Source organism: Streptomyces sp. NPDC089424, from assembly GCF_044749345.1.
Lineage (GTDB): Bacteria > Actinomycetota > Actinomycetes > Streptomycetales > Streptomycetaceae > Streptomyces.
Window position 1 is genome coordinate 169,887 of the sequence record NZ_JBIVHU010000006.1, and the last position, 20,998, is coordinate 190,884.

19 protein-coding genes and 1 tRNA gene are annotated in these 20,998 nt (G+C 70.5%); 8 read left to right on the top strand and 12 right to left on the bottom strand.

Translation table 11 applies throughout. The features are described from left to right. Positions 1–12: 12 nt before the first annotated feature. A tRNA-Val gene (locus ACIP2X_RS25655) sits at positions 13–87 on the bottom strand. A 212-nt stretch (positions 88–299) separates the two neighbouring features. Between ACIP2X_RS25655 and ACIP2X_RS25660 the strand changes: the two genes are divergently transcribed. The 5 genes from ACIP2X_RS25660 (at position 300) to ACIP2X_RS25680 (ending at position 4,416) form a co-directional block, all read left to right on the top strand. Next, positions 300–1,190: a DUF4097 family beta strand repeat-containing protein gene (locus ACIP2X_RS25660; protein ID WP_401676747.1), complete on the top strand. Its 891-nt coding sequence runs from the start codon at positions 300–302 to the stop codon at positions 1,188–1,190. A gap of 77 nt (positions 1,191–1,267) precedes the next feature. Then, complete coding sequence (locus ACIP2X_RS25665; protein WP_401676749.1) at positions 1,268–2,656, top strand: hypothetical protein; 1,389 nt, start codon at positions 1,268–1,270, stop codon at positions 2,654–2,656. 158 nt (positions 2,657–2,814) lie between these two features. Beyond that, positions 2,815–3,399 carry a DUF4383 domain-containing protein gene (locus tag ACIP2X_RS25670; protein ID WP_401676751.1) on the top strand — a complete coding sequence of 195 codons (585 nt, stop codon included), beginning with the start codon at positions 2,815–2,817 and terminating at the stop codon, positions 3,397–3,399. A 9-nt stretch (positions 3,400–3,408) separates the two neighbouring features. Continuing rightward, positions 3,409–3,633 carry a zinc ribbon domain-containing protein gene (locus tag ACIP2X_RS25675; protein ID WP_401676753.1) on the top strand — a complete coding sequence of 75 codons (225 nt, stop codon included), beginning with the start codon at positions 3,409–3,411 and terminating at the stop codon, positions 3,631–3,633. Between the two features lie 75 nt (positions 3,634–3,708). Beyond that, positions 3,709–4,416 carry a DedA family protein gene (locus ACIP2X_RS25680; protein ID WP_401676755.1) on the top strand — a complete coding sequence of 236 codons (708 nt, stop codon included), beginning with the start codon at positions 3,709–3,711 and terminating at the stop codon, positions 4,414–4,416. 45 nt (positions 4,417–4,461) lie between these two features. Here ACIP2X_RS25680 and ACIP2X_RS25685 read toward each other — a convergent pair whose 3' ends face one another. The 3 genes from ACIP2X_RS25685 to ACIP2X_RS25695 form a co-directional block, all read right to left on the bottom strand. Continuing rightward, a complete protein-coding gene (locus tag ACIP2X_RS25685; RefSeq protein WP_401676757.1) occupies positions 4,462–5,274 on the bottom strand; it encodes an HAD family hydrolase in 813 nt (270 codons plus the stop codon). Then, positions 5,274–7,796: a phosphoribosyltransferase gene (locus tag ACIP2X_RS25690; RefSeq protein ID WP_401676759.1), complete on the bottom strand. Its 2,523-nt coding sequence runs from the start codon at positions 7,794–7,796 to the stop codon at positions 5,274–5,276. The genes ACIP2X_RS25685 and ACIP2X_RS25690 overlap by 1 nt, the downstream gene beginning before the upstream one ends. 120 nt (positions 7,797–7,916) lie before the next feature. Then, positions 7,917–9,086, bottom strand: coding sequence for an HpcH/HpaI aldolase/citrate lyase family protein (locus ACIP2X_RS25695; RefSeq protein WP_401676761.1), 1,170 nt, complete (start codon positions 9,084–9,086; stop codon positions 7,917–7,919). A gap of 208 nt (positions 9,087–9,294) precedes the next feature. On the opposite strand from ACIP2X_RS25695, the gene ACIP2X_RS25700 reads away from it, so the two are divergent. Beyond that, a complete protein-coding gene (locus ACIP2X_RS25700; protein ID WP_401676763.1) occupies positions 9,295–10,173 on the top strand; it encodes a TerD family protein in 879 nt (292 codons plus the stop codon). A gap of 39 nt (positions 10,174–10,212) precedes the next feature. On the opposite strand, the gene ACIP2X_RS25705 is transcribed toward ACIP2X_RS25700, so the two are convergent. From ACIP2X_RS25705 to ACIP2X_RS25730, 6 genes are all read right to left on the bottom strand, one after another. Continuing rightward, entirely contained in the window at positions 10,213–10,950 is a 738-nt protein-coding gene (locus ACIP2X_RS25705) for a Tellurium resistance (protein ID WP_401676765.1), read from the bottom strand. A gap of 137 nt (positions 10,951–11,087) precedes the next feature. Beyond that, positions 11,088–12,221 (bottom strand): DUF475 domain-containing protein, encoded by a 1,134-nt coding sequence (locus ACIP2X_RS25710; RefSeq protein ID WP_401676767.1) that lies wholly within the window; start codon positions 12,219–12,221, stop codon positions 11,088–11,090. A gap of 58 nt (positions 12,222–12,279) precedes the next feature. Then, positions 12,280–12,855 carry a TerD family protein gene (locus ACIP2X_RS25715; RefSeq protein WP_401676769.1) on the bottom strand — a complete coding sequence of 192 codons (576 nt, stop codon included), beginning with the start codon at positions 12,853–12,855 and terminating at the stop codon, positions 12,280–12,282. A gap of 103 nt (positions 12,856–12,958) precedes the next feature. After that, positions 12,959–13,534: a calcium homeostasis/redox stress adaptation protein gene (locus ACIP2X_RS25720; RefSeq protein WP_401676771.1), complete on the bottom strand. Its 576-nt coding sequence runs from the start codon at positions 13,532–13,534 to the stop codon at positions 12,959–12,961. Between the two features lie 112 nt (positions 13,535–13,646). Continuing rightward, entirely contained in the window at positions 13,647–14,105 is a 459-nt protein-coding gene (locus tag ACIP2X_RS25725) for a peroxiredoxin (protein ID WP_401676773.1), read from the bottom strand. 109 nt (positions 14,106–14,214) lie between these two features. Further along, positions 14,215–14,652: a DUF3052 domain-containing protein gene (locus tag ACIP2X_RS25730; protein WP_401676775.1), complete on the bottom strand. Its 438-nt coding sequence runs from the start codon at positions 14,650–14,652 to the stop codon at positions 14,215–14,217. A 418-nt stretch (positions 14,653–15,070) separates the two neighbouring features. On the opposite strand from ACIP2X_RS25730, the gene aceE reads away from it, so the two are divergent. Next, complete coding sequence (gene aceE, locus ACIP2X_RS25735; protein ID WP_401676777.1) at positions 15,071–17,818, top strand: pyruvate dehydrogenase (acetyl-transferring), homodimeric type; 2,748 nt, start codon at positions 15,071–15,073, stop codon at positions 17,816–17,818. A gap of 64 nt (positions 17,819–17,882) precedes the next feature. Then, positions 17,883–18,653 carry a potassium channel family protein gene (locus tag ACIP2X_RS25740; RefSeq protein ID WP_401676778.1) on the top strand — a complete coding sequence of 257 codons (771 nt, stop codon included), beginning with the start codon at positions 17,883–17,885 and terminating at the stop codon, positions 18,651–18,653. Between the two features lie 49 nt (positions 18,654–18,702). On the opposite strand, the gene ACIP2X_RS25745 is transcribed toward ACIP2X_RS25740, so the two are convergent. Together ACIP2X_RS25745 and ACIP2X_RS25750 are read right to left on the bottom strand one after the other, a co-directional pair. After that, complete coding sequence (locus ACIP2X_RS25745; protein WP_401677240.1) at positions 18,703–19,011, bottom strand: small hydrophobic protein; 309 nt, start codon at positions 19,009–19,011, stop codon at positions 18,703–18,705. 268 nt (positions 19,012–19,279) lie between these two features. Beyond that, positions 19,280–20,905 (bottom strand): MFS transporter, encoded by a 1,626-nt coding sequence (locus ACIP2X_RS25750; RefSeq protein WP_401676780.1) that lies wholly within the window; start codon positions 20,903–20,905, stop codon positions 19,280–19,282. Positions 20,906–20,998 lie beyond the last annotated feature (93 nt).

Genomic DNA, 20,998 nt, shown 5'->3' on the forward strand with positions numbered 1-20,998 from the left:
GGTCTCTTTGCCTGGTGGGCGCGGACGGTTTCGAACCGCCGACATCCGCCTTGTAAGGGCGGCGCTCTACCGCTGAGCTACGCGCCCAGGACGAGTCGACAGCCTACATTGCCGGAGGCCGTGCCCCGCAAACCCGTTTCGCCGTAGCGGGCGCGGGCGGGGGATAACCCCACCCCGGATTCGGGAGAGGACCGGATCCCCTGGTGAGGGGTGGGTCCGTACGGTCGAGTGGTCGCCTTCCCCGGCCGTTACGGCCCCGCGGGAGGCGTTCCGCAGACCGCCTCAGGGGGAGATCCGTCATGGCCCGTACCGTCACCGCTTCCGTGTCCGCCCGCACCGCCGCCCTCGCCGGCGCCGTCGTGGTCGTCGTCGCGGGTCTCGCCGGCTGCGGCGCGGCCGCCGGCGACGACCAGGAGCCCGAGCGGCGGTCCTTCCCGTTGCGGGGCTCGACCCTGACCGTCGACTCCGACGACTCCGCCCTCGAACTCGTCACCACGGACGCGGCCCCGAAGGGCCGTGTCCAGGTCACCCGCTGGTTCGAGGGGTCGGTCGTCATGGGCGAGGACCCCAGGGTGACGTGGGAGATGGACGGCGACCGGCTGGTCCTGCGGATGAGGTGCTCCGGCTTCGTGGCCGACTGCTCGGCCAAGCACCGCATCGAGGTGCCGCGCGGTGTCGCCGTCGTGGTCAGGGACGGGGACGGCAGCGTGCGCGCCAGCGGCTTCCAGGAGGCGCTGGACATCCGTACCGGCGACGGCTCCGTGCGCGTCCAGGACGTCACCGGCGCCGTGCGCGTGCACAGCGGTGACGGTTCCGTCCGCGTCGACGACGCCACCGGCGCCGTGCAGGTCTCCACCGACGACGGGTCGGTGCGCGTGGGCTCCGCGAGCGGACCGCTGGACCTGCGCACCCAGGACGGCGCCATCCGTGCCGACGTCACCTCCCGCCAGGTCCGCACCCACACCTCCGACGGCTCCACCCACCTCGAACTGGGTGCCGTACCCGACCTGGTGGACTCCAGCAGCGGCGACGGATCCGTCACGGTCTCGGTGCCCCGCGCCACCTACCGCGTCACCACCGAGACCGGCGACGGCGGGGTCGAGGTCTCCGTGCCCCGCGACGACTCCAGCCGCCACCTCGTCTCGGCCCGCACCGGCGACGGCAAAGTCACAGTCCGGACAGCGAACTGACCGACCCGTGTGTTCGTCCTTCACGGGTGGGAGAATGACACCACCGGGCAGGGCGGATGACAGCACGGGAGAGGGATGTGACGGCGACACCACCTCAGCCGGACTCGCCGTCGAAAGCGCCTGTGCGCCACCGCGCCAGAGCGGGTCTGCGTGATGCCCTCACCTTGATGAGCCTGCCGCTGGTCGCTGCGCTGGTGCTGCCCGCCGCGTTCGCCGGCGGCGGCACCCGGCGCTGGTTCGGCGGGCGGGCCGAGAGCCAGCGCGCCGAGGCGCAGGCCGCGAAGGACGCCGCCGCGGCCGCGTTCTACGAGCTCGACACCGCCCAGCGCGATCTGCGCATCTCCATCGAGACGATCGCGGCCGTCGATGACTCCCCCGCCGCCCGCCGCGCCGCCGCCGACTTCGAGGCGCTCGGCCGCCGCATCGACGAGGCCAGCCACCACTACATCGAGGCCGTCGACGCCCACGACCTGGACCGCGACGACCTGGAGGCCTCGGCCGCCGCCCGCGCCCGCACCCAGCTCACCGAGGCCAAGGAGGAACTCGGCCGGGTCAAGCAGGACCTGGACCGGTTCGCCGAGGGGCTCGGCCCGCTGCTCGGCAAGGCCGAGACCCAGCTCGCCCGCCTGGCGCCCGCCGTCGAACGCGCCCGCCAGTCCCTGCTCGCCGCCTCGAACGCCCTCGACACCGTACGAGGATCGGGGCTGAAGGCGGACGACCTCGCCGCGAGGCTGGCCGCCCTCGCCCCCGAGCTGACCAAGCTGAACCAGGGCGCCGGCCAGCACGGCGTCCCCCAGACCCTGGAGCGTGCCGAGCGGGCGGCCCGGGAGGCCGAGGCCATCCGCGCCGAGGCCGAGCGGCTGCCCGAGCGCGCCGCCGAGATCGACCGCCGGCTGGTCTCCCTGCGCACCCGCGCCGAGGCGCTGACCACGCGCGCCGGCCAGGTCGAACCCGTGCTCAGCGAGCTGCGGCGACGGTTCACCGTCGCGTGCTGGCAGGATCTGCAGCCGGTCCCGGCGCAGGCCGCGGAGAACGTCCGCCAGGCCGAGCAGAAGCTCACCGAGGCCCAGCAGGCACGTCAGGCCCAGCGGTGGCCCGACGCGACGGCCCTGCTGTCCACGGCCCGGGCCCTGCTGAACACCACGGACGAGGCCGTCTCGGCGGCCGGCGACCGCCTCCGGCGGCTGAACGCCGTGCAGAAGGACCCCCAGCAGGAGATCGAGCGGACCCGCTTCGCCATCCGGGACGCCCAGCGGCTCGCCATGGCCGGGCGCAACACCCCCGATCCCCGCCACGCCCGCCCCCTGGACGACGCCGTCGGGCGGCTGGAGCGCGCGATCGGCACCCTGGAGGGCCGCCACCCCGACTGGTGGCACTTCCTGACCGAGACGGAGGCGGTCCGCCAGGCCGTGGCCGGCGTCGTCTCACGGATCCGGGACGAACGCGGGGGCGGCACGGTCCACTGACCCGCCCGCCGAGCCGCCGAGCCGCCTACCCGTCGCTGAGCTGGGGCCGAGCCCTGCCTGCGCACCGATGTCGGCCTTCCGTGTTGCCCACCGGGGCGGAGCGGGCGGATATTGGGAAACGGACGCACGGCCTCCGCTATCGCCCCGAGGGAGGCGACATGGCCACACACGCAACGCACGGAGAAGCCAGGCAGCGGATCCAGTTCGACAAGCACCTCCCCGTCGACCACCGCCTGAACCAGGTCTACCGCTTCGGCGCCGGACTCATGGGTCTGGTCCTGATCGCGTTCGGCATCCTCGGCCTGATCGACAAGATCGGCTTCTTCGACACCCGCGGTGACCAGGTCATGGGCCTCAACACGAACGGCACACTGAGCATCCTGTCGATCTGCGTGGGGCTGCTGCTCTTCGTGGGCATGGTGATCGGCGGAAACTTCGCCTCCACGCTCAACATGGTGGTGGGCATCGCGTTCATCCTCAGTGGCTTCCTGAATCTGGGGCTCCTGGACACGGACTACAACTTCCTGGCGTTCCGCATCCAGAACGTGCTGTTCAGCTTCATCGTCGGAGTGGTCCTGATGTTCTTCGGGATGTACGGGAGGGTCGGCTCCGCCCTGCCCCACGACAACCCGTACTGGCGGGCCCGTCACCCCGACCTGGTCGAGCGGGAGCCCCAGGAACTGGGGCAGGACGCCGCCGCGGCGCGCGACCGTTCCCTGCCTCCACCGGGAGAGGCCCGTTAACCTGAGGGCATGCCTCGCTACGAATACCGCTGCCGGACCTGCGGCGACACCTTCGAGCTCAGCCGCCCCATGGCCGAGTCCTCCGCCCCCGCCACCTGCCCGACGGGCCACGACGACACGGTGAAGCTGCTGTCGACCGTGGCGGTGGGCGGTACGGCGTCGGCCTCGGCCCCGGCACCGCAGACCGGCGGCGGTGGCGGGGGCGGCTGCTGCGGCGGGGGCTGCTGCGGCTGACGCGGCAGACGACCGAGGGCGGGCGCCGGGACTTCCTCAGGCTCTCTTCAGCTTCGGTTTCCTAGCGTGGCCGGCATGACAGCCATCGCAGCGCAGCCGGCACCACAGTGGATCAACGACCTGATGGCGACCCTGGGCGCCCCGGGCGCCGGGCTCGCCGTCGCACTGGAGAACCTGTTCCCGCCGCTGCCCAGCGAGGTCATCCTGCCGCTGGCCGGGTTCGCCGCGAGCAACGGACAGATGAACCTGTACGCCGCGCTGGTCTGGACGACGGCCGGCTCGGTGGTGGGCGCCCTCGCGCTGTACGGCGTGGGGGCGCTGCTCGGCCGGGAGCGCACGCTGGCGATCGCGGCGCGGCTGCCGCTGGTGAAGGTCGCGGACATCGAGAAGACCGAGGCCTGGTTCGAGCGGCACGGCACGAAGGCCGTGTTCTTCGGGCGGATGATCCCCGTCTTCCGCAGCTTGATCTCCGTGCCCGCGGGCGTGGAGCGCATGCGCCTGCCGGTGTTCCTCGGCCTGACGACACTGGGCAGCGCTATCTGGAACACCGTGTTCGTCCTCGCCGGCTATCTGCTGGGCGAGAGGTGGACCGAGGTGACGGCCGTGGTGTCCGCCTACTCCAAGGTCGTCCTCGTCGCGGCCGCCGTGGCCGTCGTGGCCTTCGTCGTCCTACGGCTGCTGCGCCCGGGCGGCGGCGCGAGGAGGCGGGGACGGCGTGCCGGTACGCCGCGGGCGGCGTCGGACGAGGAGTCGGCGAGGGTGCGGTCGGGCCGCCAGGCGTAGCGACCCGACCCCGCGACCGCGCAGGCCGCTGCCCCCTGCCCCGCGCTACCCCCGCTCCCCCGCCGCGCGCAGGAACTCGCGCAGGATGCGCTCCCCGGCCAGCACCCCGCGCTCGGGGAGGGACGTGATGTCCGGGGCCGTCCAGCCGCTGTCGGCCAGTTCGCCGTGGTTCGGGCGCCAGCCCTTGTCCGCGGCGAGCAGGAGGTCGGCGTCGAGGAGGGAGTCGCCGGCGGCGAGGGTGAGGTCGGCGCCGGTGCGCCGGGCCACCTCGCGTACGGCCGCGCTCTTGGTCAGCGGCTTCGGCACGGCGTAGATCTTGCGGCCCTGGAGGGAGACCGTCCAGCCGCGGTTCTCCGCCCACACCGCCAGTTCCTTCACCCAGTCCTCGGGCAGCAGCTCCCGCTCGACGACGAGGTAGGCGAACAGGTCGTCGGCGACGCGGTGCTTGCGCACCCAGACGGGGTCGGCGGTTCTCAGCAGGTGTTCCTGGACCTCGGCCAGCGAGGCGCACTCGTCGGCCAGCCGTGACTGGACGCTCGCGTGCCAGACCGGGTCGGAGACACCGTCGACCAGCAGATGCCCGCCGTTGGCGCAGATCGCGTACTTCGGCGTGGGGCCGGGGAGGTTGATGCGCAGGTACTGCTTGCGGGTCCGGGTCGTGGTCGGCACGAAGACCGCGGCGTCGGCGAGCTCGGTGAGCAGCCCCGCCGCCGTCTCGGTCATGTACGACAGCGGCTTGCTCTCGTGCACCTCGACGCACAGCAGCCGGGGCGCTCGCGCGTCCGGCATGGTCAGCGCCAGTGCGGCCGAGGAGTAGATGAGCGTACGGTCCAGGTCGCTCGCCACGAGCACCGGCATCACAGAGCCACCGCCTTTCCGTCGGCGCCCGTGGCGCCCCGTGTGTACTTGGGATGGATCAGCCCCACGCAGGTGTAGGGGAGTTCGGCGACCTCCTCGACCACAACGCCGCGCTGCTCGGCCAGCAGCCGGACGTGGTCGAGGTCGGGGCCGGCCCCGGCCCGGGCGAGGATCTTCCAGGGCACTCGGCGCAGCAGGACGCGCGTCGTCTCCCCGACTCCGGGCTTGACGAGGTTCACGTCGTGGATGCCGTACTCCTCGCTGATGCGCTCGACGGCTGCCCAGCCCTCCCAGGTCGGGGTGCGGTCGGTGGACAGCAGCTCCTTGGTGGTGGCGTCCACCGCCTCCACCACCTCGTCGAAGCGGTCCCGGACGGCGTCGAGGAAGACGTTGGAGACGTCGGCGCCCGCGAGTTCGCGGTAGAACTTCGCGCCGTGGTAGTCGTGCGGACCGACCAGGTCGGCGCGCAGGACCGTGCGGGATATCAGCCCGGACACCGTGGAGTTGAGGCAGGCGGACGGGATCAGGAAGTCCTCGCGGGTGCCGTAGGTGCGCACGCACGATCCGGGGTCGGCGAGCACGGCGATCTCGGGGTCGAAGCCGGTGACGCCCTCCGCCTCCTCGAACTCCCGCAGTGCGGCGGCGAGTTCGCGGGTGATGGCGCCCTTGCCGGTCCAGCCGTCGACGAAGACGACGTCGCGCGGGTCGTGGCGGTCGGCCAGAAAGCGCAGGGCGTTGGCGTCGATGCCCCGGCCGCGGACGATGGAGACGGCGTAGTGGGCGAGGTCGAGACCGTGCCGGTGCCGGGCCCAGCGGCGCATCAGGACACCGACGGGGGTGCCGGCGCGGGCGAGGGAGACGAGGACGGGGCGCGGGGAGCGTTCCGCGAGGACGGTCTCGGTCACGACGCCCGCGGCGTGGGCGATGCGGGCGGCGGAGGTCTCCAGGGCCGCGTGGAAGAGGGCCTGGTACTGCTCGCTGGGCTGGTACTCGACCGGCAGTGACTCGGCGTAGTGCGCGCCGCCGCTCTGGATCGCCTCCTCGCGCTCCTCGGTCGGCGCCTCCAGGGTGACGTCCGACAGGTCCTGGAGCAGCCAGCCGACGTCCTCGGGCGCGTAGCTGGAGAAGGCGGGGCCGCGAAGGGGCTCGGGCAGCATGGCGGGCCTTTCGGGGGCGGGCGGGGTCCCGGGGACGTACGACGGGACGACCGCGAGCAGGACGTGCGGGGTGTGCCGCGCGAGCTGGGCGAGGAGGCCGTCGGGGGCGTGCAGGGCGGGGGTGTCGCCGGCCGAGTCGACGACGGCGATCACGGCGTCGAAGGCGGCGCCGGCCACGTTGTAGGCGTAGCGCTCGCCGGGGCCGTCGGCGGGGTCGTCGTGGGCGGGGAAGACGAGGCGGGTGCGGATGGCGTAGCCCGGGTCGTCGACCGCGAGGACGGGAGAACGGGTGGTCGTGGAGAAGCGGACGGCCGCGGGGGCGACGAGGTGCTCCAGTTCGCGGGCGAGGCGCAGCGGCGCGTACATGAGTTCCTCGCAGCCGAGGACCAGGACTCGGCGGGCGCCGGGCGGGAGTGCCTCGGCGAGGCGCGCGCCCATGGCGGGCAGGGCGTTCTCCAGCCGGGTGCGGTGGGCGGCGGTGAAGCCGTGCCGGCCGCCGTCGGGCACCCCGGAGGGCCAGCGCAGATCGACACGGCCGACCCGCCCGACTCGCGCATCACGGGCATTCCGGGCATCCCGTCCGGCCCCGGCCGCGTCCGTCGCCGCCGCCGCGGTCCGCTCGTGCTCCGCGACCAGGGCCTGCCCCTTCTCCAGCACGCCGTCCGGAAGCCGCACCGTCCCGCGCGCCGCCGTCACCAGGTCCACGCGGGCGCCGATCTCGGTGGCGAAGTCCGTCAGACGGTCCTGGTCGGCGGTGGAGCGCATGTCGACCAGGGCGACCACCACGTAGTGGTCGCGGGGGTAGCGCTCGTGGAGGGCGCGCACGGTGTTGAGGACGGTGTTGCCGGTGGAGAACTCGTCGTCGACGAGGACCAGCGGACCGTCGCCGGCCAGGAGGCGCGGGTCCTCGGGGAGCAGCAGGTGGGAGGTGGCGTGGGAGTGGGACTCCTCGAAGCCCCCGGCCCGCGCGACACCGGCCACGGGGCGGCGGGTGGAGTGGAGGTACGGGGCGTCGCCGAGGCCGTCGGCGACGGCGTGACCGAGGCCGGTGGCCGTCTCGGCGTATCCCACGACGACCGCGGAGCGCGCCCCGGCCAAGCCCAGCAGCTCACGCACCCTGCGTCCGAGGGCGTGCCCGGAGCCGTACACGACGGACGGGGACTGCGGGACGTGTTTGCCGAGCACGTTCGACACGAGGAGGTGGGCCCGCTTGGGGTTGCGCCGCAGGGCGAGCCCGAGCATGCCGGTGAGCGTGTCGTCGCCCACGAGCTCGACCCCGAGCCGTTCGGCGACCCAGCTCCCGGACCAGATGCCGTCGCCGTGGTCGGCGCGGTTCACGGTCCCGTCGTTCACTGCCTTGTCCATGCGTTCCTTGCGTTCGGCCGTTGCTCAGCGGGTTTCAGGGTTCTCGGGGTGTTCAAGGTTTTCAGCGGTTCTCGGAGTCTTCAGCGGCCCGGGGAGACGTCCGTCGCCCCGGAGCGGCCCTCACCCGGCGTTCCCCGCTGCCAGGAGCTCCACGAAGCCGATGTCCTCGTTGGCCACGCCGAAGGCCTCGGCGCGCAGGAGGGTCCGCTCGGCCCAGGCGCGGTGCGGCTTCACCTCGTTCATCTTGTTCGTGTACGCCGACCGCAGCACCCCGCCGCCCAGCAGTTCCGGCCGCAGGATGTCCTGGGCGTCGCTGAACTCCTCGTGACTGACCACGGACAGTGCGTGCACGGGCAGGACGTGCGAGGGGTGGATGCAGGTCTTGCCGAGCAGTCCGTTGGCCTGGTCCAGCGTGATCTCCCGGAGCAGCCCGTCCATGGAGTGCTCGATCAGGGCCTCGCGCAGTTCCTCGGCCTGGCCCTCCAGGAAGGGGCTGCGCCGCAGCTGAGGCTTGAACATACGTTCCTGCACCCGAAAGTACTCCCACACCGGCCCGGTCACGGTGAAGCCGGTGCCGTCGGCCCGCCCCAGCATGTTCACCACGTCGGCGATGACGGAGGCGACGACCTGGACGTCGTAGGCCGTCATGTCGGGGGCCCTGCGCAGGCCGTAGGAGGAGCAGAAGTCGGTCACGCCGAGGCGCAGCGCGAGGACCCGCTCGCGGTGCTTGTCGACGGCCCGGAAGATGCCCTCCAGGGTCTCCACCCGGGACTCGCGGTAGAGCAGCTCGGGGGATTCCAGGACCGGCATGGCGAAGAGCCGTCGCCCGGCGGCCGCCTCGGCGACCGCGAGGGCCTCCAGGAAGGGCATGCCGCGTTCCTGGGTGAACTTCGGCAGCACGAATCCGGACAGCAGCCGGACGGCGGGGCCGATGCGGCGGACCAGGTCGGGGATCTGGTCCGGCCTGCGGACGCGGATGAACAGCAGAGGGAGGTCGGCATCGGAGATGCGCTCGGCGAGTTCGGCGAACTGGCGTACGAGGTTCTCCTCGCCGGCCAGGACGTCGGCGTCGCCGATCGAGTCCTCCAGGCAGAGGACCATCGAGACCACGCCCCGGCCGGTCTGCTTGACGATGTCCTCGGCGAGCCGGGGCCGGGTGGCAGGGCTGTAGAGCGTGGCGCCCAGGGCCGCGGCCAGCAGCCGGGCCGGGGAGTCGGCGGTGAAGTCGCACGGCTCGCGGTGGAAGAGGCGCTGCCGCACCTCAGGTGCAACGTGCCCGAAATGACGCATATAGCTTCCCCGTGGTGCTCGATCGGCCTGAGGTCCGGCTGAAGGTGGCCGGTAATAGTACGTAGGAGTCCATGTCATGGGTTCCCGCCGGGCATGAATTTCACGTAACGCGGGGGCGGGCAACGCTCTGTCGGCGGCGCCACGGGCACTCCGGCGACAGCTCGACCCCGCATTGTCGTGAGCAGGACCGAGAGGGCAGGATGACCGCATGACGCACGCGATGTTGAAGGGGTCCAACGTCCCGCTCGAAGTCACGACGGTGCGCGCCGTGCTGCGCTGGACGCCCGGGCAGGGGGTCCCTGACGTCGATGCCTCGGCGCTGCTCCTCGGCCCCGACGGTCGTGTGCGCTCCGACGAGGACTTCGTGTTCTACAACCAGCCCCGGCACCCCGCCGGGAAGGTGTGGCGACTCGGCAAGAAGCGCGTCGCCGAGGGCCTGACCGACACGATCCAGACAGATCTGACCGGTGTCGAGTCCGACGTCAGCCAGATTCTCCTGGTCGCATCGGCGGATGGCATGACTTTCGATCACGTACGGTCACTGCGCATTCTGCTGTACGACGGCTCGGCGCCCGAGGGTGAGGCGCTGGCCTACTTCGACGTCAAGCCGGAGACCGGCGAGGAGACCGCGCTGATCTGCGGCGAGCTGTACCGGCGCGGGGACGGGTGGAAGTTCCGGGCGCTCGGCGAGGGGTATTCGAACGGGCTCAAGGGGCTCGCGACGGACTTCGGGATCTCGGTGGACGAGTCCGAGGCGGCGGCGGAGGGGACAGCGGCCGCCGCCGCGGCCCAGGCGGGGCCCGAGATGTCGCGGCCGCTGCCGCCGGAGCAGCCGACGGCCGTGGTGCCCCAGCCGGCCACGCAGCCGGCGTACGGCTACCCGCAGCAGCAGCCACAGCCGGCCGCGACGCAGCCCGCCTACGGCTACCCGCATCCGGCCGCCGCCCAGACCGGCTACGGCTATCCGCAGGCGGCACCGCCGACCGCGCATTCCGGCTACGGCTACCCGCCGCCGATCCCGGTCCCGGCGGCCCCGGACCCCGACTTCCGCCTCCCCCCGCAGGGACCCCAGTTCATCGGCCGCTGAACCCCGGGCGCCGGGCACCCGGCGCCCGGCACCGGCGGCTCACCGCTCGGACTTGGCCTTGTGGCCCCTCCCCCACTGCAGCCCCCACCCGTACAACCGGTCCAGCTCCGCCTGGAAGCCGTAGACGAACTTGACCTCGCGTCGCACCCAGATCTCGTTCTTCACGTTCTCGATCATCACGACGGCGCAGGAGCGGGCCTGGGGGTGGCGTTCGTCGAGTCCGATCTCGATGCGGGGACCGTTGCTGGGGTAGAGCGTGACGATCGCGTGGGTGCGGTCGAACGCCGGGGTCTGGTCGTAGATGTAGACGAAGACCAGCAGCCGCTTGATGGCCTCGCGGTGGTCGAGGTTGACGTAGATGGTCTCGCCGGACGCCGAGCCGAACCGGTCGTCGCCGCTGAGCTTGACGTACGGCGGTGCGTTGACGTCGCCGAGGTAGCCGCCGAGGGGCTGTACGACGCCCTTGGTGCCGTCCTGGAGTTCGTACAGGCATCCCAGGTCGAGGTCGACGTTGACCATGCTCTGGCTGTGCCCCATGACCTCCGGCGGCTTGAGTGCCTTGAAGGGGTGCCGCAGCAGGCTCTCCCGCTGCGGTCCGCCGATGTCGGAGCTGCGCATCCGCCAGGTCAGGTTGACGCGCAGATGCCCGGTCTCCGCCCCCTGTCTGCTCAGCGACACCTGGCTGTGCCGCTTGGTCAGCTCGATCGCGTTGCTGGCCGCGCTGCCCGAGTCGAACTCGGCCGTACGCCCACGCCAGAGCCCGTCAAACAAGCCCATTCCCGCCCCCAGACTCCCCACTCACCGTGCCCTGCCATGCCCTGCCGTGCCGGACAGACCGACGGGGCGGCCGTCGAGGACATGTAGTCGTCCCTCGACGGCCGCCCCGCTCAGAGCGTTCCTCGCCCGGACGGGCGTCACACCCCGGACGAGACCTCGGTCTTGTCCGAGCCCGCGTTGCCCTCGGCGGCCGCCAGCGCGCGATTGCGGCGCACGGAGGACCAGAACGAGGCGGCGATCAGGACGACGCCGATCAGGCCGGTGATGATCTCGGAGATCTCGTACTGGATGGTGACCAGCAGGATCACGGCGAGCGCGCCGATGGCGTAGTGCGCGCCGTGCTCCAGGTAGACGTAGTCGTCCAGGGTGCCCTGACGGACCAGGTACACGGTCAGGGACCGGACGTACATGGCGCCGACACCGAGGCCGAGGGCCATCAGCACGATGTCGTTGGTGATGGCGAAGGCGCCGATGACGCCGTCGAAGGAGAACGAGGCGTCCAGGACCTCCAGGTAGAGGAACATGAAGAACGCGGCCTTGCCTGCCAGGAGCATGACGGGCTTGCCGGAGCGTTTCGCCGCCTCCTCCTGCTCGTGCTCGCGCTCCTCCTCTTCCTCCAGCTTGTCCTCGAAGTAGCCGGAGAGACCACCGACGATCATGTAGGTGATGAGGCCCGCCACTCCGGAGAGCAGTACCGTCTCCGCCTTGTTCGCGGGTCCGGCGTGCAGGTGGGCGTGGGTGGCGAAGGTCATCGAGGTGACGAGCAGGACGATCAGGGCGATGCAGACCGACAGCATGTCGACCTTGCCCAGCTTGGCCAGCGGGCGCTCCAGCCAGCCCAGCCACTTGATCTCCCGGTCCTCGAAGATGAAGTCCAGGAAGATCATCAGCAGGAACATGCCACCGAACGCCGCGATCGCCGGGTGGGCGTCGGTGACGAGTTCCTGGTAGCGCTCCTTGTCGGTCAGCGCGAGGTCGACGGCCTCGATGGGCCCGAGCTGTGCGCTGATGGCGACGATGACGACGGGAAAGACGAGCCGCATGCCGAAGACGGCGATGAGGATGCCGATGGTGAGGAAGATGCGCTGCCAGAAGGCATTCATCTTCTTGAGGATTCCGGCGTTGACCACTGCATTGTCGAAGGACAGCGAGATCTCGAGGACACAGAGGATCGCCACGATGCCGAAGGCGGTCCACCCCCCGTAGAAGACCGCCGCGACCAGGCCGAGCGCGGTGACCGCGAACGACCAGCCGAAGGTTTTCAGAACCACTGGCTACCCAATCCCTTGTGTACGGGGTGTACGGGTCTCCCCCGCGCCGTACCCGGCTTTACGAAACGTTGACCCCAAAGTCTAGAGCGATGCCGCGCAGCCCCGACGCGTACCCCTGTCCTACGGCCCGGAACTTCCATTCTTGCTGGTAGCGGTAGACCTCGCCAAAGATCATGGCGGTCTCCGTGGAGGCGTCCTCGCTGAGGTCGTACCGGGCGAGTTCCTGGCCGTCGGCCTGGTTGACCACGCGGATGAAGGCGTTGCTGACCTGGCCGAAGGTCTGGCCGCGCTCGTCGGCCATGTGGATCGAGACCGGGAAGACGATCTTGTCGCAGTGGGCGGGCACCTTGGAGAGGTCGATCAGGATCGACTCGTCGTCGCCGTCGCCCTCACCGGTGAGGTTGTCACCGGTGTGCTCCACCGAGCCGTCCGGGCTCTTGAGCTGGTTGTAGAAGATGAACCACTCGTCGCCCATCACCCGTCCGCTGCTGCACACCAGGGCGCTGGCGTCGAGGTCGAACGGGGCTCCGGTGGTGGAACGTGCGTCCCAGCCGAGCCCGACCATCACCTGAGTGAGGTTCGGAGCGGCCTTGGACAGGGAGACGTTGCCCCCCTTGGCGAGCGTGACGCCCATGATGCTTGTCCTCCCCTGGGTGCTGCCTGATGTGGTTGTCCTGCGCGTCCGGCGCCGCACGCAAACGTGCGGCGCCGGACGGGCGGGACGAAAGGGACCTGACTCAGACGTTGACGCCGAAGTCCTGCGCGATGCCGCGCAGCCCCGAGGCGTAGCCCTGGCCGATGGCGCGGAACTTCCACTCCGCACCGTGCCGGTACAGCTCGCCGAAGACCATCGCGGTCTCGGTCGAGGCGTCCTCGGAGAGGTCGTACCGGGCGATCTCGGCGCCGCCGGCCTGGTTGACGACGCGGATGAACGCGTTGCGGACCTGGCCGAAGGACTGCTGGCGGTTCTCGGCGTCGTAGATGGACACCGGGAAGACGATCTTCTCGATCTCGGCCGGGACGCCGGCCAGGTTGACCTTGATCTGCTCGTCGTCGCCCTCGCCCTCACCGGTGAGGTTGTCACCGGTGTGCTCCACCGAGCCGTCCGGGCTCTTGAGGTTGTTGAAGAAGATGAACTGCTGGTCGCTGCCGACCTTGCCCGAGTTGTTCAGCAGCAGCGCGCTCGCGTCGAGGTCGAAGTCCGTGCCGGTAGTGGTGCGCACGTCCCACCCCAGACCGACGATGACCGCGGTCAGGCCCGGGGCCTCCTTGGTCAGCGAAACGTTGCCGCCCTTGCTGAGGCTGACTCCCACGAGTCCTCCATTGGTGTCCAGGGGCGGGTGCCCCGTCGTGCGTTGGTATCGGATCAAACGAGTCGATCCTAGTGACGGGTTCCCGGCCGCCGTAGGCCTTGGGACCCAACAATCACAGGGCGTCGAGCGCCGTGAGGTACTCGTCCGGGTCGCGGGCGTCCGGAAGGCCGTTGAGGACGGTCCAGCGGACCACGCCCTCCTTGTCGATGACGAAGGTGCCGCGCACCGCGCAGCCCTTGGCCTCGTCGAGGACTCCGTACACGCGCGAGACCTCGCCGTGCGGCCAGAAGTCGCTCAGCAGCGGGTACTCCAGGCCCTCCTGCTCGGCGAAGACGCGCAGGGTGTGGATGGAGTCGTTGGAGACGGCGAGCACCTCGGTGTCGCGGTCGGAGAACCTCGGCAGGTTGTCCCGGACCTCGGACAGCTCGCCGGTGCACACACCGGTGAAGGCGAAGGGGTAGAAGATCAGCACGACGTTGCGCTCACCGCGGAAGTCCGAAAGGCGCACGGTCCGGCCGTGGTTGTCCTTCAGCTCGAAGTCGGGGGCCTTGTCGCCGACCTGGATGGCCATCGTCGTCCCTTCGGTGGGGCTGTCCGGGTGGCTTCCACCCTACGCAGCGATCACCGGCGGCCGACGGACGGGCCGACCTCGGCCGGCCCGTCCCACGTTCAACGAACGGTCACCGCTTGGACTTGGCGGCCTTCGGCGTCGCCAGCCGGCTGCCGCTCCAGTCCTTGCCGACGCTGACGCTCTTGGACGCGGTCAGCCCGGCCGTGGTCGCGGCCTCCGAGATGTCGCTCGGCTCCACGTAACCGGACCGGCCGGTCTTCGGCGTGAGGAGCAGGATCGCGCCGCCTTCCTCGATGTACGTGGTGGCATCCACCAGCGCATCCGTAAGGTCGCCGTCGTCGTCACGGAACCACAGCACAACGGCGTCGGCCACGTCGTCAAAGTCCTCGTCCATGAGGTCGCCTTCGATGGCTTCCTCGATGGCCTCGCGGAGGTCCTGGGCGACGTCGTCGTCGTAGCCGATCTCCTGGACCACCTGCCCGGGCTGGAACCCCAGCCTGCCGGCAGGGTTCGTCCGCTCCTCCGCGTGGTCCGCGGTCGCGCTCACGGGTTGCCTCCTGATCATGTTTCGGATGGGGGGACCCCCTGCTCGCGGGGAGCTGGGGGGAGTCTCAGCCACGCGCGTGCGCGAAGCATTGGCCGTAGTCCACACGGGCGGGGCGGATCGCGCAAGTACCCGGCGGTTCGGACCGCCGAAACGGTGACGATCCCGGCCGTGTCGCCGCAACTCCAGGCATGCCGTCCGAGGGCAATGGTGACCTACACCACACCTATCTGCCCCGTATGTACGTTTGGGAATCATCCATGAGTACGAGATTCGCACGGGTCTGCGCCATCGGCTGACCAAGGAGTATTCGTTACCTCACGGTAGAGGTGACGATTGCGGTCCCGAGGTACACGATGGTGAACGGTGCAGGCATACCGAAAAACCTCGATAATCGGCCCTCCGACAGGTAAGGAACAGCGTGGCTTCCGGATCCGATCGCAATCCGATCATCATTGGCGGCCTTCCGAGTCAGGTTCCTGACTTCGATCCCGAAGAGACCCAGGAGTGGCTCGACTCGCTCGACGCCGCCATCGACGAGCGTGGCCGTGAGCGGGCCCGCTACCTGATGCTGCGCCTGATCGAGCGGGCCCGCGAGAAGCGCGTGGCCGTGCCGGAGATGCGCAGCACGGACTACGTCAACACCATCCCCACCAAGAGCGAGCCGTTCTTCCCGGGCAACGAGGAGATCGAGCGCAAGATCCTCAACGCCACCCGCTGGAACGCGGCCGTGATGGTCTCCCGGGCCCAGCGCCCCGGCATCGGCGTCGGCGGCCACATCGCCACGTTCGCCTCCTCGGCCTCCCTCTACGACGTCGGCTTCAACCACTTCTTCCGCGGCAAGGACGAGGGCGACGGCGGCGACCAGGTCTTCTTCCAGGGGCACGCCTCGCCGGGCATCTACGCGCGCGCGTTCCTGCTCGACCGCCTCTCCGAGCAGCACCTCGACGGCTTCCGGCAGGAGAAGTCCAAGGCGCCCCACGGCCTGTCCAGCTACCCGCACCCCCGGCTGATGCCGGGCTTCTGGGAGTTCCCGACCGTGTCGATGGGCCTCGGCCCGATCGGGGCGATCTACCAGGCGCGGATGAACCGCTACATGCACGCGCGCGGGATCGCGGACACCTCGAAGTCGCACGTGTGGGCGTTCCTCGGCGACGGCGAGATGGACGAGCCGGAGTCGCTCGGCCAGCTGACCATCGCCGCGCGCGAGGGCCTGGACAACCTGACCTTCGTCGTGAACTGCAACCTCCAGCGGCTCGACGGCCCGGTGCGCGGCAACGGCAAGGTGATCCAGGAGCTGGAGTCGGTGTTCCGTGGCGCCGGCTGGAACGTGATCAAGCTGATCTGGGACCGCACCTGGGACCCGCTGCTCGCCCAGGACCGCGACGGCGTGCTGGTCAACAGGATGAACACCACGCCGGACGGCCAGTTCCAGACCTACGCGACCGAGACCGGCTCCTACATCCGCGACCACTTCTTCGGCGACGACCACCGGCTGCGCGCGATGGTCGAGAACATGACCGACCACCAGATCCTGATGCTGGGCCGCGGCGGTCACGACCACCGGAAGATCTTCGCGGCGTACAAGGCGGCCGTGGAGCACAAGGGCCAGCCGACGGTGATCCTGGCCAAGACGATCAAGGGCTGGACGCTCGGGCCGAACTTCGAGGGCCGCAACGCCACGCACCAGATGAAGAAGCTGACGGTCGACGACCTCAAGGGCTTCCGGGACCGCCTGCACCTGCCGATCTCCGACCGGGACCTGGAGTCCGGCGCGCCGCCGTACTACCACCCGGGCCGGGACTCGGAGGAGCTCCAGTACATGCACGACCGCCGTAAGTCGCTCGGCGGTTACGTCCCCACCCGCGTCGTCCGCTCCGAGCCGCTCGCGCTGCCCGGGGACGCGACGTACGCGACCGTGAAGAAGGGCTCGGGCCACCAGTCCATCGCGACGACCATGGCCTTTGTCCGGCTGCTCAAGGACCTCATGCGGGACAAGGAGATCGGCAAGCGGTTCGTGCTGATCGCGCCGGACGAGTACCGCACGTTCGGCATGGACTCCTTCTTCCCGAGTGCGAAGATCTACAACCCGCTCGGCCAGCAGTACGAGTCGGTGGACCGGGAGCTGCTGCTCGCCTACAAGGAGTCGCCGACCGGGCAGATGCTGCACGACGGCATCTCCGAGGCCGGCTGCACCGCGTCGCTGATCGCGGCCGGCTCGGCGTACGCCACGCACGGCGAGCCGCTGATCCCGGTGTACGTCTTCTACTCGATGTTCGGTTTCCAGCGCACCGGCGACCAGTTCTGGCAGATGGCCGACCAGCTGGCGCGTGGATTCGTCCTCGGCGCGACCGCGGGGCGTACGACGCTGACCGGCGAGGGACTGCAGCACGCGGACGGACACTCGCAGCTGCTCGCCTCGACGAACCCGGGCTGCGTCGCCTACGACCCGGCGTTCGGTTTCGAGATCGCGCACATCGTGCGGGACGGGCTGCGCCGGATGTACGGCGCCTCGCCGGAGCACCCGCACGGCGAGGACGTCTTCTACTACCTCACCGTCTACAACGAGCCGATCCAGCACCCGGCCGAGCCCGCGGACGTGGACGTCGAGGGCATCCTCAAGGGCATCCACCGCTTCGGCGCGGGCACCTCGGGGTCGGTCCCGGCGCAGATCATGGCCTCGGGTGTGGCGGTGCCGTGGGCCGTGGAGGCGCAGCGGCTGCTCGCCGAGGAGTGGGACGTGCGCGCCGACGTCTGGTCGGCGACCTCGTGGAACGAGCTGCGGCGGGAGGCCGTGGCGTGCGAGGAGCACAACCTGCTGCACCCCGAGGAGGAGCAGCGGGTCCCGTACGTGACGCGGAAGCTGAGCGGCGCGGAAGGACCGTTCGTGGCCGTCTCCGACTGGATGCGCTCGGTTCCGGACCAGATTGCCCGGTGGGTGCCGGGGACGTACCAGTCGCTGGGCGCGGACGGGTTCGGCTTCGCGGACACCCGGGGCGCGGCCCGCCGCTTCTTCCACATCGACGCGCAGTCGATCGTGCTGGCGGTGCTGGCCGAGCTGGCGCGGGAGGGGAAGGTGGACCGGTCCGTGCTGAAGCAGGCGATCGACCGGTACCAGCTCCTCGACGTCGCGGCGGCCGACCCGGGCGCCGCGGGCGGCGACGCGTAGTCGGGCTTCGGGGGCGGTGAGGCTCACGTCTCACCGCCCTTTCGCGTTCCTTACGATGCGGGGCATGAAGGAGCAATCGGCACAGGTGCGGTGGGAGCGGCGTACTCAACGGCCGCTGCTGGCGCTGGCCGTCCTGTTCGCCGCCGCCTACGCGGTGCCGATCGTGGACGGTTCGGCGGGGCGGACGCTGACGACGGCCTGCCTGGCCGTGGAGTGGGTGGTGTGGGCGGCGTTCGCCGTCGACTACGTCGTGCGGCTGTGGCTGGCGTCCGACCGGCGGGACTTCGTACGGCGCAACTGGATGGATCTGTGCGCCGTGGTGCTGCCGCTGCTGCAGCCGCTGCGCCTGCTGCGGCTGGTGTCGACCCTGCTGCTGGTGGGGCGGCGGGCCCGGATGGCCTCGCAGATCCGGCTGACGACGTACGTGGCCGGGGCGGTGGTGGGCCTGCTGATGTTCGGGTCGCTGGCCGTGCTGTCCGTGGAGCGGGACGCGCCGGGCGGGAACATCCGGACGCTGGGTGACGCGGTGTGGTGGTCGTTCACGACGATGACGACCGTGGGGTACGGGGACCACGCCCCGACCACCGGGGTGGGGCGGTTGCTGGCGGTGGGGCTGATGCTGTCGGGGATCGCGCTGCTCGGTGTGGTGACCGCGAACATCGCCGCCTGGTTCATCGCGCGGTTCGAGCGGGACGACGTGGAGGAGCGGCGGCAGACGGAGGCCATCACCGCGCTGACCGAGGAGGTGCGCGCGCTGCGGGCGCAGGTCGCCGCGCTGTCGGAGGAACGCCGTCGCGAGCCCCCGCATCTGGAAGCCGAGAGCACCGTCACCTGAGTGTGGGCCTCCGGCGTGACGCCGGAGGCCCATTCTCACTCCCCCCGGCTCAGAACATTCCGTAGCCCGGGGACATGGCCCCCGTCAGCCAGATGAGGGCCAGGAGGGTGTCTATCGCACCAAGGACAAGGGCGATGAGGGCCGGCACCGAGCGGGTGCCCGCCCAGCTGCGGCCCATGGCCAGCCAGCCGCATGCGATGGCCACCGGGCCCAGGACGATGCCCAGTACGAAGAAGCCGGCCACCGCGCAGATGGCGCCGATGATCCCGAGTTGCGCGCGATCCGGCCCGGTCCGTGACCACGTCCGGCCACGTGAGCGGGGGTACTTGCGCGTTCCTTGCCCAAAGCTCGCCATCATCAATGCATCAACTCCCTGAACCTCGCGGTTCTTTCGGGTCGATGAGGCGAGTACCCCCGCTGCGCGATCCATGCCTGGCGGTCTGCCGGCGCGCCGCCCCCCTCCGGCAGCGCGCCGCAGCCCGGGTCGCCCTCGTCCGCGTACGCACGTGCCATCGGAGCATGTCGTACGGAGGGCTTGACCCAATGTGACCTGCGGCGCGTGCCCGGTGGGAGGGATCTTCGGGACTGTCACCCTGATAGGTGAGTCCGCCGGCAGGTGCGTCCCGTCAGATGTGGGCCGCTCCCGCGCCCGCTTCCGCGTTCTCGCCGCGCTTGGTGAGGAACGCGACCAGCACCGCCACCGCCGCGACGCCGGCCGCGACCAGCGAGGCGAGGCTCATGCCGGAGATGAAGGTCTCGTGGGCGACGTCGGTGATCTTCGCGGCGATGGCGTCCGGCGTGCCCGGCGGCACCGGGGCGACACCCTGCTGGACCGCCTCCGCGGCCTGCCCCTCCTGCGCCGCGGTGAGCGGCGGAAGGCCCGCGTCCGTCCAGTTGCCCGCGAGGTCGCTGTCGACCTTGGAGGCCATCACGGCGCCCAGCACCGCCGTGCCGAGGCTGCCGCCGATCTGCATGGCCGCCTGCTGGAGTCCGCCGGCCACACCGGAGAGCTCCATGGGCGCGTTGCCGACGATGACCTCGGTGGCGCCGACCATGACCGGGGCGAGGCCGAGACCGAGCAGCGCGAACCAGAGCGACATCACGGCGCTGCCGGTGCCCTTGTCCAGGGTGGACATGCCGTACATGGCGAGCGCGGTGCAGGCCATGCCGAGGGCCAGCGGCAGCCGCGGGCCCGTCTTGGTGATCATCGCGCCCGCGAGCGGCGAGCCGACGATCATCATGCCGGTGAGCGGCAGCAGGTGCAGGCCGGCGTCCACGGGGCTGAGGCCGTGCACGTTCTGGAGGTAGAACGTCACGAAGAACAGGCCGCCCATGAACGCGATCGCCATGAGGACCATGAGGACGACACCCGCGGACAGCGGGATCGAGCGGAACAGGCCCAGCGGGATCAGCGGCTCGCGGACCCGCTTCTCCCAGAGCGCGAACAGCACGAAGCCCACCAGCGAGACGGCGACGAAGGTCCACGTCCGGCCCGCGCCCCAGCCCCACTCGGGCGCCTTGATCAGGGCCCAGACCAGGCAGAACATCGCACCCGACAGCAGAACGATGCCCAGCAGGTCGAAGGAGCGCGGGGCGTTCTTCGCGCGGTGGTCGGTGAGGATCACGATGCCGAGGACGAGGGCGAGGATGCCGACCGGCACGTTGATGAAGAACACCGACTGCCAGTTGACGTGCTCGACCAGGACGCCGCCGAGGATCGGGCCGCCGGCGGTGGAGGCGCCGATGACCATGCCCCAGATGCCGATCGCCATGTTGAGCTTCTCGGCCGGGAAGGTCGCCCGCAGCAGACCGAGCGCCGCCGGCATCAGCAGGGCGCCGAACAGGCCCTGGAAGACACGGAAGACGATGACCGCGGCGATGCTGTCGGACAGGCCGATGGCCCCCGAGGCCGCGGCGAAGCCGACCACGCCGATGAGGAAGGTCTGCCGGTGCCCGAAGCGGTCACCGAGCTTGCCCGCGGTGATCAGGGAGACCGCGAGGGCGAGGAAGTAGGCGTTGGTGATCCACTGGACCTCGGCCCAGCTGGCCTTGAGGTCGGTGGCGATGGCCGGGTTGGCGATGGCGACGATGGTGCCGTCGAGGGCCACCATCATGACGCCGACGGCGACGGTGATGAGGGTGAGCCAGGGATGGCCGCGCAGGCCCTTGACCGGCGCCGGATCCGGAGCGGCTGGAGCCCTGTCCCCCGGTCCCCCCGGCCCCGTCTTGTCGATGGTGGTCTGACTAGTCATACCTTCGAGGCTAATGACAGCCACTGACAGTTGACAAACCAATTCACAAGTCGGTAACTGTCACGACACTCACATATTGCCTGATCAGGCAGG